20 protein-coding genes are annotated in these 15,673 nt (G+C 66.4%); 14 read left to right on the forward strand and 6 right to left on the reverse strand.

What is annotated here, in order from left to right; genetic code table 11:
• Positions 1–20 precede the first annotated feature (20 nt).
• The 3 genes from FBY36_RS05835 to FBY36_RS05845 form a co-directional block, all read right to left on the reverse strand.
• The gene (locus FBY36_RS05835) at positions 21–614 is read right to left on the reverse strand and encodes a J-domain-containing protein (protein ID WP_142122509.1); all 594 of its coding nucleotides are present in this window, start codon (positions 612–614) and stop codon (positions 21–23) included.
• 148 nt (positions 615–762) lie between these two features.
• Complete coding sequence (locus tag FBY36_RS05840) at positions 763–1,260, reverse strand: SRPBCC family protein (RefSeq protein ID WP_142117737.1); 498 nt, start codon at positions 1,258–1,260, stop codon at positions 763–765.
• 12 nt (positions 1,261–1,272) lie between these two features.
• Entirely contained in the window at positions 1,273–1,605 is a 333-nt protein-coding gene (locus FBY36_RS05845; RefSeq protein WP_142117738.1) for an ArsR/SmtB family transcription factor, read from the reverse strand.
• Positions 1,606–1,708: 103 nt separating this feature from the next.
• On the opposite strand from FBY36_RS05845, the gene FBY36_RS05850 reads away from it, so the two are divergent.
• Complete coding sequence (locus tag FBY36_RS05850) at positions 1,709–2,185, forward strand: Type 1 glutamine amidotransferase-like domain-containing protein (RefSeq protein ID WP_235008730.1); 477 nt, start codon at positions 1,709–1,711, stop codon at positions 2,183–2,185.
• Positions 2,161–2,439, forward strand: coding sequence for a hypothetical protein (locus FBY36_RS20785; protein WP_235008731.1), 279 nt, complete (start codon positions 2,161–2,163; stop codon positions 2,437–2,439). The genes FBY36_RS05850 and FBY36_RS20785 overlap by 25 nt, the downstream gene beginning before the upstream one ends.
• Before the next feature lie 34 nt (positions 2,440–2,473).
• Here the strand turns inward: FBY36_RS20785 and FBY36_RS05855 are convergent, their stop codons facing one another.
• On the reverse strand, positions 2,474–3,208 hold the full coding sequence (locus FBY36_RS05855) for a GAF and ANTAR domain-containing protein (protein WP_142117739.1): 735 nt from the start codon (positions 3,206–3,208) through the stop codon (positions 2,474–2,476).
• Between the two features lie 68 nt (positions 3,209–3,276).
• On the opposite strand from FBY36_RS05855, the gene FBY36_RS05860 reads away from it, so the two are divergent.
• The 7 genes from FBY36_RS05860 to FBY36_RS05890 all read left to right on the forward strand — a co-directional run bounded on the left by FBY36_RS05860 (position 3,277) and on the right by FBY36_RS05890 (position 7,840).
• On the forward strand, positions 3,277–3,996 hold the full coding sequence (locus tag FBY36_RS05860; protein ID WP_142029098.1) for a GAF and ANTAR domain-containing protein: 720 nt from the start codon (positions 3,277–3,279) through the stop codon (positions 3,994–3,996).
• A gap of 9 nt (positions 3,997–4,005) precedes the next feature.
• Positions 4,006–4,332, forward strand: coding sequence for a hypothetical protein (locus tag FBY36_RS05865; RefSeq protein ID WP_142117740.1), 327 nt, complete (start codon positions 4,006–4,008; stop codon positions 4,330–4,332).
• Between the two features lie 183 nt (positions 4,333–4,515).
• Positions 4,516–5,247, forward strand: coding sequence for a GAF and ANTAR domain-containing protein (locus FBY36_RS05870; RefSeq protein WP_142117741.1), 732 nt, complete (start codon positions 4,516–4,518; stop codon positions 5,245–5,247).
• Entirely contained in the window at positions 5,244–5,495 is a 252-nt protein-coding gene (locus FBY36_RS05875; RefSeq protein ID WP_142117742.1) for a hypothetical protein, read from the forward strand. Before FBY36_RS05870 ends, FBY36_RS05875 begins: the two co-directional genes overlap by 4 nt.
• Positions 5,492–6,256 carry a GAF and ANTAR domain-containing protein gene (locus FBY36_RS05880; RefSeq protein ID WP_142117743.1) on the forward strand — a complete coding sequence of 255 codons (765 nt, stop codon included), beginning with the start codon at positions 5,492–5,494 and terminating at the stop codon, positions 6,254–6,256. Before FBY36_RS05875 ends, FBY36_RS05880 begins: the two co-directional genes overlap by 4 nt.
• A gap of 232 nt (positions 6,257–6,488) precedes the next feature.
• Positions 6,489–6,683 carry a hypothetical protein gene (locus FBY36_RS05885; RefSeq protein ID WP_142117744.1) on the forward strand — a complete coding sequence of 65 codons (195 nt, stop codon included), beginning with the start codon at positions 6,489–6,491 and terminating at the stop codon, positions 6,681–6,683.
• Between the two features lie 119 nt (positions 6,684–6,802).
• Entirely contained in the window at positions 6,803–7,840 is a 1,038-nt protein-coding gene (locus FBY36_RS05890; protein ID WP_142117745.1) for a nitronate monooxygenase, read from the forward strand.
• A 76-nt stretch (positions 7,841–7,916) separates the two neighbouring features.
• Here FBY36_RS05890 and FBY36_RS05895 read toward each other — a convergent pair whose 3' ends face one another.
• Both FBY36_RS05895 and FBY36_RS05900 read right to left on the reverse strand, forming a co-directional pair.
• Entirely contained in the window at positions 7,917–8,957 is a 1,041-nt protein-coding gene (locus tag FBY36_RS05895; RefSeq protein WP_142117746.1) for an NAD(P)-dependent alcohol dehydrogenase, read from the reverse strand.
• A gap of 154 nt (positions 8,958–9,111) precedes the next feature.
• Positions 9,112–10,128, reverse strand: a complete 1,017-nt coding sequence (locus FBY36_RS05900) for a zinc-dependent alcohol dehydrogenase family protein (protein WP_142117747.1) — start codon at positions 10,126–10,128, stop codon at positions 9,112–9,114.
• A 140-nt stretch (positions 10,129–10,268) separates the two neighbouring features.
• Here FBY36_RS05900 and FBY36_RS05905 point away from each other — a divergent pair, with 140 nt between their 5' ends.
• From FBY36_RS05905 to FBY36_RS05925, 5 genes are all read left to right on the forward strand, one after another.
• Entirely contained in the window at positions 10,269–11,153 is an 885-nt protein-coding gene (locus FBY36_RS05905) for a helix-turn-helix transcriptional regulator (protein ID WP_142117748.1), read from the forward strand.
• A gap of 362 nt (positions 11,154–11,515) precedes the next feature.
• Positions 11,516–12,634: an ABC transporter substrate-binding protein gene (locus tag FBY36_RS05910; RefSeq protein ID WP_142117749.1), complete on the forward strand. Its 1,119-nt coding sequence runs from the start codon at positions 11,516–11,518 to the stop codon at positions 12,632–12,634.
• Positions 12,631–13,485 carry an ABC transporter permease gene (locus FBY36_RS05915; protein ID WP_142117750.1) on the forward strand — a complete coding sequence of 285 codons (855 nt, stop codon included), beginning with the start codon at positions 12,631–12,633 and terminating at the stop codon, positions 13,483–13,485. Before FBY36_RS05910 ends, FBY36_RS05915 begins: the two co-directional genes overlap by 4 nt.
• On the forward strand, positions 13,461–14,267 hold the full coding sequence (locus FBY36_RS05920) for an ABC transporter ATP-binding protein (protein ID WP_142117751.1): 807 nt from the start codon (positions 13,461–13,463) through the stop codon (positions 14,265–14,267). Before FBY36_RS05915 ends, FBY36_RS05920 begins: the two co-directional genes overlap by 25 nt.
• Positions 14,268–14,294: 27 nt before the next feature.
• Positions 14,295–15,662: an LLM class flavin-dependent oxidoreductase gene (locus FBY36_RS05925; protein WP_142117752.1), complete on the forward strand. Its 1,368-nt coding sequence runs from the start codon at positions 14,295–14,297 to the stop codon at positions 15,660–15,662.
• Positions 15,663–15,673 lie beyond the last annotated feature (11 nt).

Below are 15,673 nucleotides of genomic sequence, written 5' to 3' on the forward strand. Positions count from 1 at the left end.
CGTGGGTGGAACCCCTTGTCCTAGCCTGTCCCCTTCCACAGCCGCTTCCACCAGGAACGCCCCTGCTCCGGCTCGGCAGGAAGTTCCACAACCCGCGCTGCCCGCCGGCCGCGCCAGCGCTCCACTTCTTCCTCCACGTCACGGGTCTTGGTGATCACCGGCGGCCCGCCCTGCAGCTGGCGGCGGGCATCGATCACCCGCCGGTTGAAATCCTGCAGGAGATCCCGGACCTGCTGCTCCGTGTATTGGACGTCCAGCTTGGCATCGAGTTCAGCATCCTCGGTGCGGAGCAGGATGGCAGCCGGGCCCAGGCCGCTGATGTTCTCGCGCTGGATCAGCCCCTTGACCCACCAGTCGGGATCGTAGGATTCGCCCAGGCCGGGGATCGGCTTGCCCGCGTACTTGAGGTTGTCGAACTTGCCGTGCGCCATGGCGTCCCGGACCAGGTATTCGGCGCGGGCGGCGTCGCTGACTTTCCTGCGCTTCTCCCGCTCCTGGGCGTCGAGGGCATCCAGCGCGGCTTCCTCTTCGGCGCTGATGCCCGCGCCGCGGTATGAACGGAGCTCCGCCGCCCTCTCCAGGCGCTTCCGGAAATCCCCTGCCCCGCCGCTCATCGCTGCCACCGCCTTCCCTCGGGCTGACTGGCTTCCAGTATTTCAGCGGCGGGCTTGCTCTATCAACGCCCAAAGGTGGGCGGACGACGGCGGGACGTCCCGCCGTCGTCCGCCCACCTGGCGCCGTGGCGGAGGTTGGTGACGGCAATCAGGCGTTGGCGTGCTCGGCGAGGATGCCATCGATCTGGCCCACGGCCTCCTTGAGGCCCTCTTCCATGCCCATCTGCATCACCTGCTCCAGCTGTTCCTCGGACTCAAACGTGGACAGGATGGTCATTCTGGTCCGCTCCCCCGCGGGCTCAAGGGTGACTGTGGCGTGGCTGATACCCAATTCCCCGGTGGGATTGCCGTCATTGTCCGCAAAGCCGTCGTTGAACTCGAGCTGGCGCGGCGCCTCGATACTGGTGAACTCCCACCAGCCGTGCGCCTTGTCCCCTTCAGGACCTGTCATGTAGTAGCTGGCCTTGCCGCCCGGAACGAAGTCATGCCTGTAGAAGGTGGCCGGGTAGGTGGGTGGACCCCACCAGCGCTCCAGCTGCCGCGGGTCCTCGAAGAGCTGCCAGACGCGTTCCACGCCGGCATCGAACTCGGCAACCAGGGTGAGGCTCAGGGCCTCGGGGTTCTTATCCGTACTGATGACTGTCATGGCAAAGCCTTCCTAACCTTCAGCGAGAATCTCTTCCATCCTGGCGGCGCGCTGCCGCCAGATCTGTTCATATTCATCGAGCAGCCGCCGGGCTTTTTCGAGTCCTTCGTGATTGCCCCGCACGATTTGCTCCCTTCCGCGTTTTTCCTTGGTGACCAAGGATGCGCGCTCCAACACCGCCACATGCTTCTGGACGGCCGCGAAGCTCATGGCGTAGAGGGCTGCCAGGCCCGAGACGGAGTACTCGCCGACAGTGGCCCGGCGGACGATGTCGCGGCGGGTGGAATCGGCGAACGCCTGGAAAAGGCGGTCCAGTTCGGTCTCACTCAGCTTATCTACAACCATTTGGTTGTAGATTAGCCCTCAGGTAGACGTGCGTCAATGGGTTCTGGTCGCATCCATCCGGCGCCCCCGCCGCCGCCCTGCCGGTGCCGGTATCTTGAACCCCATGAGCATTTTCCTCGCCGGCGCGGGCCCGGATCCGCTGGGATTCCCGGAAGTCTTTGACCGGTTCGCACTCGATGCCCGGGAGCATGCCGGCAGGGACCGGCAGGCACGCATTGCCGTCGCAGGGCACGTTCGCGAAGGAAACGCGAACGACCTCGTGGCGATCTATGCCGGACCCCTCCAGGCCAGGATCGATTGCGAAATAATCGCCCTGCCGCTTATTACGGGAAACCCTGCCGAGGCCGCCGCCTTGGACGAAGTGGATGCAATCGTGGTGGGCGGGGGTTTGACCCCGGCCTACTGGGACGCCCTTCATCCTCTGGCCGCAGTCATCAGGAGAAAGGTTGTGGACAGGACGCCGTACCTGGGGTTCTCCGCCGGCGCCATGGTGGCAGCGCAGGGCGCGCTGATAGGCGGATACAGGATCTGCGGGGTGGAAGTGTGCGGCCAGGAGTGCTGGAAGGCCTGGACTCAGTAGATATCCGGGAAGGCCTGGGGCTTGCCGCGTTTTCTGTGGATGTCCACGCGGCGCAGGCCGGGACGCTGAGCCGGGCGGTGGGCGCCGTGGCGGCGGGTCTGATGGAGAGGGCCGTGGCCATAGACGAAAACACAGCCGTTGTTCTGCCGGCGCCGGGAGACCTGGACTACGACGTCATCGGCAGCGGGAACTGCTGGGACATCCACCGAACCGGAGGGGCCGCCACCGCCGTCGTCGTCCGCTCGGCGACCTGACCGGGCCGGAACAAGGCTGGCGCAAACGTACGGGCTATGAGTCGAAGTGGGTGCGGACGCTGCTGCCGGACAGCTGCTCGATCAATTCCCTGGCAACATCCCGGAGCTTGCGGTTGCGGTTGCTGGAGACCTTGGTGAGGATTTCCATGGCTTCCTCCTGCGAGCACCGGTTCTGCGCCATGATCACGCCGCAGGCCAGATTGATTGCAGTCCTGCTCTCGAGCGCGGCCTCAAGATCTTCGGCGCGGTTCTCTATCGTGTTGATGCGCACGGAGAGTTGCATGGTGTTGTGCACCGCCCCAGCGAAACCCACTGCCTTGTCGTAGACATCCGCTGTGAACACATGTGGTTTGGTTGCGAAAAAGTTCAAGGCCGCCCTGGCATCACCCGTGATTTCCAGCGGCACGCCAAGGGAGCTGCGCACGTTGTGCTCTGCCAGCTTTTCGTTGAATTCAGGCCACCTCGGATCTCTTGCGACATCATCGATCATGATGGGAGTCATTTCCCGGAGGGCACGGACGCAAGGCCCATCGCCCAACATCTGCTCGATGTGGTCAAGTTCCACGGCACGTGCACTGCTGCCGGCTGCAGTGGTGGGCCGACGACGGAGCTTGAGGGTGACGGCGCACTCGATCGTATCGTCCGCAGCTTCGGAGACCGCGGCGGCAGCCATCTCCGAGAGCCCGGACAGGAAATCCACAATGCCCTCGGCGCCCACCAGGATTTCCTGCAGCTGGCGCACGGACTCGTTATCTGCTGACGTCGACATGGAGCAATCTTACTGTCACAAGGCGCCGGCCGCATGGAGGCGTCTAAGGGTTGGCATATGCTGGAGAAATGCCCCAGCATCTCCCCCTTGACGAGCTCAGCACCGTTATCGCTCGCATCCAGGGACTGTTGTTAACGGAAGAAAAGGTGGGCACCGCGGTGAGCCTCCTGGCCCAGGCGGCCAAGGACTCAGTCCCCGGCACCATTGGCGCCGGTGTCTCCCTGCTGGATTCCAGGGGCCGCCGTACCAGCAGCGGCTACACGGACAGGGTGGTGGAACAGGCTGACGCCGCCCAGTACCGGCACGGTGAAGGCCCCTGCCTGACGGCCTGGGCAGCAGAGACTCCCGTCCTGGTCCAGGACCTCCACGACGACTCGCGCTGGCCGCTGTGGCGGGATTCCGTGCGGGACCTGCCCATCCGGTCTGTGGTCAGCGCCCCATTGATAGCCGGCAAGGAAACGCTCGGCGCCATCAAGCTGTACGCGGCCACCCCATCCGCCTATGACGCGGGGAGCGTGCGGCTGCTTCAACTGTTCGCCGCACCGGCGGCCACCCTCCTGTCGCATATCCAGGGGACCGAGGCTCCGCACAAGATGACGGAGGCACTGCGAACGTCGCTCCACAGCAGGGATGTCATCAACCGCGCCTGCGGTGTCCTGATGGAACGCCGGGGAACAACGCACCAGGCGGCGCTGCAGCAGCTGATGAACCAGGCGCGGCAGGAGCGCACCACCCTGCTCAACGTCAGCGAATCCATCCTGGCCGGGACGCCGGCGTCCGGGATTTAGGCAGCGCGGATGGGTTTTGATCCACACGAACCAGAGCAAAGACGCCGGCTCCGCGCAGCCATCAGGGCAGCAGACATTTCCGTGCCTGAGCTGTGGTTGAAGTACTTTGGCATGTCCGGGGACGCAGGCGAGTACGAGGTGGAGGCCTACCTTCAGGGCCTTCTCTCGCTGCCGCCGGTCCAGCGCGACCTGCTGGCACTGGCTGCGAACGAACTCATTGACGAGCGGCCCCGGCCGCGGGCGCCGTACTCCAATGACTTCACATCCGAGCCGCGGGCGGCGGAAGGAAATGACGACGGCGGCAGCCAGCCAGGTGCCGCATCACCCGGCCCCTAGGTTCCGGCTTCCCGCCAGAAGGACTTGGGGCCCTGTTCCGAAGCCCCTGCACAGGCGTAGTGTCGAACACAGGAGATTTCCGGACGCAGCATCCGGACATTGAATTCCGGGCCTTCCGCATCGAGAGCAGAAGGCCGACAGCCAGCAGCAACGGTCACTGGCGCAACTAGGGATCGAGGCCCTATGGCCCACAACGATGCAGTCACCACAGCGGACGAGTACCAGGACTTACTGCTCAACACTCCGGAATTTTCAAAGTTCCTCCTGGGCCTGGCGACCATATCGGCATCGCAGCTTGGGGGTGACGGCGCTCCGGTGGAATGCACGGTCACGGTGGAGCGCGACGGTGCGCTGTCCACCTTTGCCTACAGCAGTGAAGAGGGCCGCCGGCTGGATGAGACGCAATACGCCTTTGGTACCGGTCCTTGCCTCACGGCTCTCCGGGAGCAGCACACGGTATTGATTGAGGACCTGCAGCTTGACCAGAGGTGGGCCCCGTACACCTATGCCGTTGCAAAGCTGGGCGTCCGTTCGGCCCTGGCGGTCCCCATCCACACGGATCCCCTTTCCCAGGCAGCCCTGAACTGCTACGCGCATACCGTCCATGCGTTCGGCCCGGACACCGTCAAGCTGGTGGAGGACCAGGCCGCGTCGATGTCCCGCATCCTTCGGCTCGCCCTGCGGCTCCACGCCCCTGAAGTCTTTCCCGAGGACCTGCGCGCTGCCCTTAAATCCCGCGCGGTGGTGGACGCGGCCGTTGCGCTGGTGATGCTCCAGGCGCGCGGCAGCCGGGATGGCGCACTGGAGCTCCTCCAGGCCGCCGCCAAGTCGGGCAACCGCCGGATCCAGGAAATTGCGCAGGAAATCGTGGCAAGGGGAAGCTTCAGCGCTGGTCCGGGTAAGGGGGAAGCATGAATGCCGAATGGACCGGGGGTCCGGACCAGTTGGTCGAAGCCGACGAGCAGCGGCATGGAGCAGCACGCCGCTTCCAGGACACCGGCGTTCCACTCCTGAATTTGTGGACGTATTACTACGGCATCGGCGGGGACGTGGACGAGCTGTCCCTCGACGCCTACCTCAACGAAGCACTGCACCTCCCCGCGGCCCAGGTGGGACTCGTGAACACGGCCATGACCGAATTGACATGGGATGATGCCGAATGACGGACAACACGGGACCGCTGCAGGAACCTGGTGGCCTGGCCGATTCGGACTCCGAACAGTCCTTCCAGCGATTGGTCCTGGAGAGCCGCGACGTCCGTGACTTCCTCGCGGAACTGGCCGTCAGGGCAGCTTCACGGTTGTCCGTACGGGGAAATACCATCCACAGTGGTGTGACCGTCATCCGCCGCAGGAAGCCCCAGGCCGTAGCGGCCAGCGAGGCCGCGGCCAGGGTGCTTGACGAACTGCAGAACGGATTCGGCGATGGCCCCTGCCTCACGGCGCTCCGAAAACGAACCACCCTCCTGGTTCCCGATCTGGCCGCCGAAAAGCGCTGGGAGCCCTACGTCCGGGCCGCCCTGGAACACGGGGTTTCGTCGATCCTTGCCATTCCACTGGACCTTTCGGGGGATGCCGAGGCCGTGCTCAACCTCTACTCCGGCTGCAGCAACGGCTTCTCGGCCGAAGACATCAGCACAGCGGAGGCATTCGCCCGGCAGGCAGCCGGCTCCATCCGGCTGATCCTGCGGATCACCCAGCTGAACGAAGCACGGGAAGACATGTCAGCAGCCATGCAGTCGCGCACCGTCATCGACATGGCCATCGGCGCCATCATGGCTGAAAACAGATGCACCCGGGACGAAGCCTTCAACATCCTCACCCGGGCCTCCAGTACGCGCAACATCAAACTCAGGGACGTGGCGGCGTCGGTCATCACCTCGATCTCCGGTGAAGAGAAGATTCCCACCCATTTCAGTGAGTAGACGACTGTGTCGCCGCTCACAGGTGATGAGAATCACTCGCAATAATTCAGTGTTTTGGTTGAGTCGGTTGTTCAAGCACGGGCACTATGGATAGGCAGGGCGGGGAACATCCGCCCTTGACATCCTGGTGACGCAACGAGGCCCACCGGTGAGCACAGGCCACCGACCCTCCGAGCGCGGACAGGCCATTGACCGGACACAGCGCCGGCTTGATACAGGAAAGTACTGAACAATGACGTTTAACACTGCCGAATCCGTGACCCTGAAGATCTGGGACCGTGCCGCACTCCACGAGACCCTGGATTCCGCCGTCACCGATCTTTCGTCCCGCCACAACACCACCACGTGCCGGATCGCTGTCACCTGCAGCGGCCCCAACACCTTCACGCTGAGCCTGCGCGGCGAAGAGCCGGCACTGGTTCTCTAAGCACTCCAGTACCAAAGGGAGCGGACCACGCCGGACACCACCCGGCGTCGTCCGCTCTTTTCCTGTCCTTGGAACGGCGTAGCATTCGTCAGGTACGCGCAGCAGGACGGGGAGGACAGATGGATAACCAGCACAAGGCCAGCCGCTTCAATCCTGGGTCACTGGCAGTCCCGGTCATCCAGGCGCCGATGGCCGGCGGACCCTCCACCCCGCAACTCGCCGCGGCCGTCAGTGCCGCCGGCGGGCTGGGGTTCCTGGCGGCAGGCTACAAAACCGCTGCCGTCATGCGCTCCGAGATTGAAGCCATCCGGTCGCTCACGGACCGGCCCTTCGGGGTCAACCTGTTCGTCCCCCAGCCGTCGGTCGTCAGCCCTGCGCCCCTGCAGCAGTACGCGGCGTCCCTGGCCGCCGACACCGAACGCTTCGGTGTCAGCCTGGGAGAGCCGCGGCATGACGACGACGACTGGGACAAGAAGCTCGAGGTCCTGCTGGAGCTCGCACCGGCGGTTGTTTCGTTCACCTTCGATGTTCCCGGTTCCGGGGTTGTCGAAGCGCTTCACAAACGCGGTGTCTATGTGATCGCCACGGTGACGGACCGCGGGGAAGCACTCCGGGCGCTTTCGGCAGGCGCCGATGCCCTGTGCGTCCAGGGCCCGGAAGCCGGCGGCCACCGGGGAACGTTCAACGCCGTTGCTCCGCCGCCCACAGTGCCCCTGCATGGCATCCTCGAAGAGCTGGCCGATCTTGAGGTGCCGCTCATTGCAGCAGGCGGCATTGGGACGCGGGAGGATACGCGGGCTGCGCTCGACGTCGGCGCCGCAGCGGTCCAGGCCGGAACGGCTTTCCTCCTGGCCGATGAAGCAGGAACCAAGGCGGCGCACCGTGCCGCATTGTCGCCGGCCGGACGCTTCACCACCACCGCCGTCACCCGGGCTTTCTCCGGCCGCAATGCCCGCGGCCTCTACAACGAATTCATGCGCCGCCATGACGCGGACGCGCCGTACGGGTACCCGGAGATCCACCACCTGACCACTCCCCTGCGCGCCGCGGCCGCAGCCGCAGGAGAGCCGGACTGGCTGAACCTGTGGGCTGGCATCAACTACCGGCATGCCAAGGAAGGCCCTGCCGCGGTCGTCCTGACAAGCCTCGCGCCGTAGGGGCAGCACCTCCCCTGCCACGAACGACGGCGGGCCGGCCCCTTTCGGAGCCGGCCCGCCGCGCGTGGGTGGTGCTTTAGAAGGTGGCGGTGTCGATCACGAAGCGGTACCGGACGTCCGAGGCGAGGACGCGCTCGTAGGCCTCGTTGATCTTCTCTGCCGGGATGACCTCGATCTCGGCGCCCAGGCCGTGCTCGGCGCAGAAGTTAAGCATTTCCTGGGTCTCGCGGATGCCGCCGATCATGGAACCGGCAAACGAGCGGCGGCCGCCGATCAGAGCGAAGGCGTTGACGGGGAGCGGCTCGGCGGGGGCACCGACGTTCACCAGGGCGCCGTCGAGCTTCAGCAGGCCCAGGTAGGAGCTGATGTCGATCGAGGCGCTCACGGTGTTGATGATCAGGTCGAAGCTGCCGGCGAGGTCGCTGAAGGTGCTCTCGTCGCTGGTGGCGTAGTAGTGGTCCGCACCAAGCTTCAGGCCGTCTTCCTGCTTCTTCAGCGACTGGGACAGGACCGTTACGTCGGCACCCATGGCGTGGGCGAGCTTGACGGCCATGTGGCCCAGGCCGCCGAGGCCGACGACGGCGACCTTCTTGCCGGGCCCGGCGCCCCAGTGGCGCAACGGGGAGTAGGTGGTGATGCCGGCGCACAGCAGCGGCGCCGCGACGTCGAGCTCGATGCCCTCGGGAATGGTCACCACGAAGTCCTCGGTTACCACGACGTGGGTGGAGTAGCCGCCCTGGGTGATGGTTCCATCGCGGTCAACGGCGCCGTACGTGCCGACATTGCCCTTGAGGCAGTACTGTTCCTCGCCTTTCTGGCAGTTGACGCACTCCTTGCAGGAATTGACCATGCAGCCAACACCAACGCGGTCGCCAACGGCGTGCTTGGTCACGGCCGCTCCCACCTCGGTAACGATGCCGGCGATCTCGTGGCCGGGTACCAGCGGGTATTGCTGCGGGCCCCAGTCGCCGCGGACCGTGTGGATGTCCGAGTGGCAGATGCCGGCGAACTTGATCTCGATCATGACGTCATGGGGACCCACTTCGCGGCGCTCGATGGTGGTTGCCACCAGGTCCTCCGTGGCGGACGGGGATGCATAAGCCTTGACGATAGTCATGGTTCTCCTGTGATCTGTTGGGGGACTATTAAAATGCTACCGGGGTTGTTCGGATCAAACCCCGGAAAAAGTGGGGCCAGCATGGCCCTGTTGTACCTGGTCTTGGGAGTCCTACCCTGGGCGGCAGCCAGGGCCACGCCGGTGGAACTGTTGGTCAGGGGCGGAGGAGCACCTTGATGGCACGCCGTTCGTCCATGGCCTTGTACGCCTCTGCCGCCTGGTCCAGCGGGAGTTCGAGGTCGAACACCTTGCCGGGGTTGATCTCACCCCGGAGGATCAGGTCGATCAGTTCGGGGAGGTACTGCCGGACCGGAGCCGGACCGCCGTGCAGGTGGACGTGGGAGTAGAAAAGGTCCCGGCCGGGCAGCGCTACGTCGTGGGACACGCCCACGAATCCGACATGGCCGCCGGCACGGGCGGCGTGGATTGCCTGCAGCATCGATTCCTGGGTACCCACAGCCTCGATGACCGAGTGTGCTCCGAGCCCGGCGGTGAGTTCCTTGATCTTCTTCACCCCTGCGTCACCGCGCTCCGCCACGATGTCGGTGGCACCAAACTCACGGGCCAGGGCCTGCCGGTCGGCGTGCCGGGACATGGCGATGATCCGCTCGGCTCCCATTTGCTTTGCTGCCAGGACCCCCAAAAGTCCCACGGCGCCGTCGCCCACTACCGCCACGGTCTTGCCGGGTCCCACCTCGGACGCCTTGGCGGCAAACCATCCTGTACCCAGCACGTCGGAGGCGGCAAGCAGCGACGGAACCATGCCGGCGTCGGGCATCTCCGGCGTTGCCACAAGGGTGCCGTCCGCGAGCGGGACGCGCAGGTACTCAGCCTGCGCGCCGCCTACGCCCTGCCGGTGGATGCAGCCGCTTTGGTAGCCGGAGCGGCAGATTTCGCAGGTGTTGTCCGAGGCAAAGAAGGACCCGACGACGAACTGGCCCCGCCGGACGTTCTTCACCTCAGCCCCGACTTCTTCGACCACCCCCACGTACTCGTGGCCCATCGGCATGGGCTTGGGCAGTTTGTCGGCGCCGCGGTAGGGCCACAGGTCGGACCCGCAGACACAGGCGGCAACGATTTTGATAACCGCATCCGTGGGCTGCTTGATGGCGGGCTTGTCACGGTCCTCGACGCGCACGTCTCCGGGAGCGTGCATGATGGTTGCTCGCATGCTGGGTCCTCCAAGTGGGGAAAGGCTGAAAGCGGACATTCCCATCAAACCCGGCCAGGGACCCGTTAGCGAGGGTCCTGCTGTAACTGGTTCCGGCAGAACCTCCTTAGGGTTGGACCATCCGTCGTAACGTGTTCACTATGGATAACCGAGCCGAGGTACGACAGTTCCTGTCCTCCCGCCGTGGGCGCATCACCCCTGAGCAGGCAGGCATTGAACCGTACGGCGGACGGCGGCGCGTGCCGGGTCTGCGGCGCGAGGAAGTGGCGCGGCTTGCGGGCGTGAGCGTGGACTACTACACCCGCCTGGAACGCGGCAATCTTTCGGGCGTTTCGGACAGCGTGCTGGATGCCATTGCCGGTGCCCTGGAACTGGACCGCGCCGAGCACGACCACCTCTACGACCTGGCGCGGGCGGCAAACACGCCGGCGCGGAAGAGGGCTTCAGGCGGCGGTTCCGCTCCCTCCAAGGTCCGCCCGGAACTGCAGTACCTTTTGGACACCATCACCGGAGCGCCTGCCTTCATCGGCAACAACCGGCTGGACATCGTGGCCGCCAACACGCTGGGCTACGCCCTGTATTCGGACATGTACCGCACTCCGTCCCGGCCGGCCAACCACTCCCGGTTCATCTTCCTTGACCCCCGCGCCCACAACTTCTACCCGGACTGGGACCGGGCAGCCAACACCAACGTGGCCATCCTCCGCCGGGAGGCCGGCCGCAACCCGCACGACAAGGGGATCGCCGAGCTCATCGGTGAACTGTCCATGCGCAGCGACGAATTCCGTACGCTCTGGGCAGCCCACAACGTCCGCCGCCACTACGCCGGGACCAAGTTCTTCCAGCACCCCGTAGTGGGCCTCCTGGAACTGAACTACCAGGTCCTGGGCCTTGAAGAGGACCCGGGGCACACCCTGACCGTCTATCCCGCCACTCCCGGCAGCCCCTCCGAGGAAGCCCTCAAGCTCCTGGCGTCCTGGGCCGTGACCGAGAACATCGTGGAGATGGCCCACGCACGCGCCTGACGCGCCTGACGGCCACCGGCCCGTCCACGCACACTGATTCCAGTCACATTGACCCCCGTTGCGGTTCGTGGCTCCGCATTGCCTGGCTTGTCGCCGTGGGTCCGCATTTGTCGCCCGGATGGCGCCATAAGTAGCGCCGTTTCGCAGGATTTAGCGTTCATTGCGCGCTGCTGGCCAACGCCGTGGCCGCCGTGTTTAGGTGTTTCCACGGCACCGGCCAGGCCGTAAGCAGAACCCCAAAGCACCAGCCAGAAGCACGCGCACACCGCCGCGCAGGCGGTCCCATCCACCTCCCACGCCCACCCGGGCACACACCCCGGGTGCCGTCGTCGTACCCGGAATCTTTCCCCGAAAGGAACACCATGTCCTTCCCAGCACCCAAGCCCCACTCCAGTCCCGGCTCCCCTGCCTTCACCCGGCGCAGCGCCCTTGGCGCACTCCTGGCGGTTCCCGCCGCCGGCCTGCTGTCCGCCTGCGGTGGAACCGCCACCGCCGGCAGCCAACGCATCAGCCAGGCCGCCCTGGAACCTTTGGCTGCCTCCGTGCCGGCCGGAACCACCATCAAGGTGGGCGATCCCAGCATCAAAGTGGCGCTGGAACTGTCCGGGCTGGCCAAGGAACTGGACCGCGTCACGGTGGAGTTCGCCAACATCTCCGGCGGCCCGCAGACCACCGAAGCGTTCCGGGCCAACGCCCTGGACGTGGGGTCCGTGGCGGACATTCCGCCCATCCATGCCACCTGGACCGGCCTGGACGTCCGCATCATCGCAGCCGGCTACCGGCAGGACGCCGTGAACCATCCGATTTACGAGCTGGGGGTCGCGCCCGGAGCCGGCATCAGCAGGCTTGAGGACCTGCGCGGCAGGAAGGTGGCGTACAGCCCGGGCCAGGCGCAGGGCGCCCTGGTCCTGCGCCTCCTGGACAAGGCCGGGCTCAAGCAGGAGGACGTCAAGCTCGTGGAGCTGCCCAGCACCGGCGACGCCTATGCCACGGCACTGGCCAGCAGGCAGGTGGACGCCGCTCCCCTGGGCGGGGTGCAGATCAAGCGCTACCTGGCCAAGTACAGGGCCGACGGCGCCACCACCCTCCGCCACGGGCTGCGCGACGATCCCAGCCTCCTCTACTCCCCCGCCAAGGTCCTCGCCGATCCCGCGAAGGCAGCCGCGCTTGCCGCCTACGTAAGGGTCTGGGGCAAGGCGCAGCGCTGGATCGAGGACCACCCCGCCGAATGGCTGGAGGGCTACTACGTCAAGGACCAGGGCCTGTCCCGCGAGGACGGCCAGTACCTGATCGATGCCACCGGCAAACGCGACCTGCCCACGGCCTGGGCCGAGGCAATCGACCGGCACCAGGAGACCATCGACCTGCTGGCCCGCGAGCAGAAGAAGCCGCAGTTGACGGCGGCCGACCTGTACGACGCCCGGTTTGAAGCCATCGCCGGCACCGCATTCGCTTCCGCCGGAAAGGCAGGTGCCGCATGAGCGCCGTCCTGGACCGTCCCGTGCTGGCCCCGCACCAGGATCCGGCATTGGCCGGGGCGGCAGACGTGCGGCCAACAGGGAAGAGGCTGGGGCCCGGCCGACGCCGGCAGCTCGCCTGGGTGGGCCCGTCCGCTTTGCTGCTGCTGTGGACAGCCTCTTCCGCGACAGGGCTCCTTGACCCCAGGATCCTGTCCGAGCCGTGGACCGTGGTGGCCACCGCCGGTGAGCTCATCGCGGACGGCCGGCTGCAGGAGAACCTTGCCATTTCCGCCCAGCGCGCAGGCCTGGGACTGTTCTTCGGCATCCTGGTGGGCGCCGTGCTGGCGCTCCTGTCCGGGCTGAGCCGGGTGGGCGAGGCCCTCATTGACGGTCCCGTGCAGATCAAGCGCGCCATCCCCGGGCTGGCCCTGATTCCGCTGCTGATCCTGTGGTTCGGCATTGACGAGACCATGAAGGTCCTCACCATCACCATGGGCGTCTTTGTCCCGGTCTACCTGCAGACGCACGCGGGGCTGCGCGGCATCGACCTGCGCTTCGTGGAACTCTCGCAGACCGTGGGGCTCAGCCGGGCCGGGTTCATCCGCAAGGTTGTCCTCCCCGGTGCGCTGCCCGGGTTCTTCCTGGGACTGCGCTTCGCGGTGACCGGCGCCTGGGTGTCCCTGGTGGTGGTGGAGCAGATCAACGCCACCAGCGGCATCGGCTACATGATGGAGCTCGCCCGCACCTATGGCCAAACCAACATCATCGTCCTGGGCCTGGCGGTCTACGGCATCCTTGGCCTCCTCTCCGACGGCATTGTCCGCCTCATCGAACGAAAGGCCCTCTCATGGCAGCGCACCCTGGCGGGCTGACCGCCGTCGACAACCGTCCAGCCAGCACTGCGGCTTCCGCAGTCTCGGTTCGCGGCCTCATCCGCGGCTTCGGCCCCAAAGGAGTCCTGAACGGCGTGGACCTGGATATCGCCCCCGGCGAGTTCGTGGCCCTGCTGGGACCCAGCGGCTGCGGCAAAAGCACCCTTCTCCGCGCCCTCGCCGGTCTGGATCACGATGTCCTCGGCAGCGGCGTGATCAAAGTCCCGGACCGCGTCTCCGTGGTCTTCCAGGACTCCCGCCTCCTGCCCTGGGACAGCGTGCTGGGCAACGTCACCCTTGGCATTCGGGAGCGCGACGCCGGTGCCCGGGCCCGCAAGGCCCTCGCCGAGGTGGGCCTCGCCGGACGCGAAAAAGCGTGGCCGCACCAGCTGTCCGGCGGCGAACAGCAGCGCGTGGCGCTGTCCCGATCCCTGGTCCGCGAACCCCAGCTGCTGCTGGCCGATGAGCCCTTCGGCGCGTTGGACGCACTGACCCGGATCAGGATGCATGGGCTGCTCCAGGACCTGGTGGCCGCCCACCGGCCCGCAGTCCTGCTGGTCACCCACGACGTGGACGAGGCCATCGCGCTTGCAGACCGGATCGTGGTCCTGGACCACGGCCGCATCACCACCGTCCGCCCGGTGTCGCCGGAGATCCGCTCGTCCACCAACGCCGCCGGGCATGAAGCCCTCCGCCGCGACCTGCTGGCCGCGCTGGGTGTCCTTAGTGCAGCGGGCGTCGAGCCAACCCACACTGCTGAACCCGGCGCCGTCGGCCATTAACCCACCCCTACCGCAAGGAGCCTTCCCATGACTGACCAGACCCCTTCCCGGCGCCAGCTGCACCTGAACGCCTTCCTTATGAGCACAGGCCACCACGAAGCCTCGTGGCGGCTGCCGGAGAGCGACCCGCACGCCGGCACCAACGTGGAGCACTACCAGCAACTGGCCCGTACCGCCGAGCGCGGCAAGCTGGACTCCATCTTCTTCGCCGACTCCCCCGTCCTGTTCGGCGAGGTGGGCCGGCGTCCGGCCGGCAAGCTGGAGCCCACCGTGCTGCTGACGGCAATTGCCGGGGCCACCGAACGGATCGGGCTGATCGCCACCGCATCCACCACCTACAACGAACCGTTCAACCTTGCTCGCCGCTTCGCTTCCGTGGACTGGGCCAGCGGCGGCCGTGCCGGCTGGAACGTGGTGACCACCGCCGGACCGGACGCCGCGCGCAACTTTGGCGTGGACGACCAGCCTGCCCATGCTGTGCGGTACGAACGTGCCGCCGAGTTCATCGACGTGGCACAGAAGCTGTGGGACAGCTGGCAGGACGACGCCGTCCTCGCGGACCAGACAGGGGGCGTGTGGGGCGATGACGGCAAGATCCGGACCATCGACCACGAGGGAAAGCACTTCAAGGTCCGCGGCCCGCTCAATGTCCCCCGCTCCCCGCAGGGGCACCCGCTGATCGTCCAGGCGGGTTCATCCGAAGACGGCAAGGGCCTCGCCGCCTACTATGCCGACGCCGTCTTCACCGCCCACCAGACCCTCGCCGACGCCCAGGAGTTCTACCGGGACCTCAAGGCCCGTACCGCCGCTGCCGGCCGTGACCCGGAGACCATCAAGATCCTGCCCGGCATTGTGCCCGTCATCGGTGCCACCGAGGCGGAAGCCCTGGAGCTGGAACGGGAACTGGACCGCCTAATCAAGCCGGAGTACGCCCGGATCCAGCTGGCCAGGACCCTGCGCGTGGACCCGGAGGACCTGCCGCTGGACCGCCAGCTGCCGGACAACCTGCCCAGCGAGGATGAGATCGAGGGCGCCAAGAGCCGCTACACGCTGATCGTGCAGCTGGCCCGCCGGGAACAGCTCACCGTGCGGCAGCTGATCGGCCGCCTGGGCGGCGGCCGCGGGCACCGCACCTTCACGGGCACCCCCGTGCAGGTGGCGGACGCCATCCAGGAATGGTTCGACGGCGGCGCGGCAGACGGCTTCAACATCATGCCGCCGGTGCTCCCCGCCGGCTTGGAAACCTTTGTGGACCAGGTGGTGCCCATCCTGCAGGAGCGCGGCCTGTTCCGCACCGAATACAGTGGCCGGACCCTGCGGGAGCACTATGGCCTGCCGCGGCCGGAGAACCGGTTCAGCCGGCAGGCGGCCACGGTTGCGGCGGCAGCGGTGTGATTCGGGGACTT

This window comes from Arthrobacter sp. SLBN-122, assembly GCF_006715165.1.
In the GTDB taxonomy this organism is placed as follows: Bacteria; Actinomycetota; Actinomycetes; order Actinomycetales; family Micrococcaceae; genus Arthrobacter.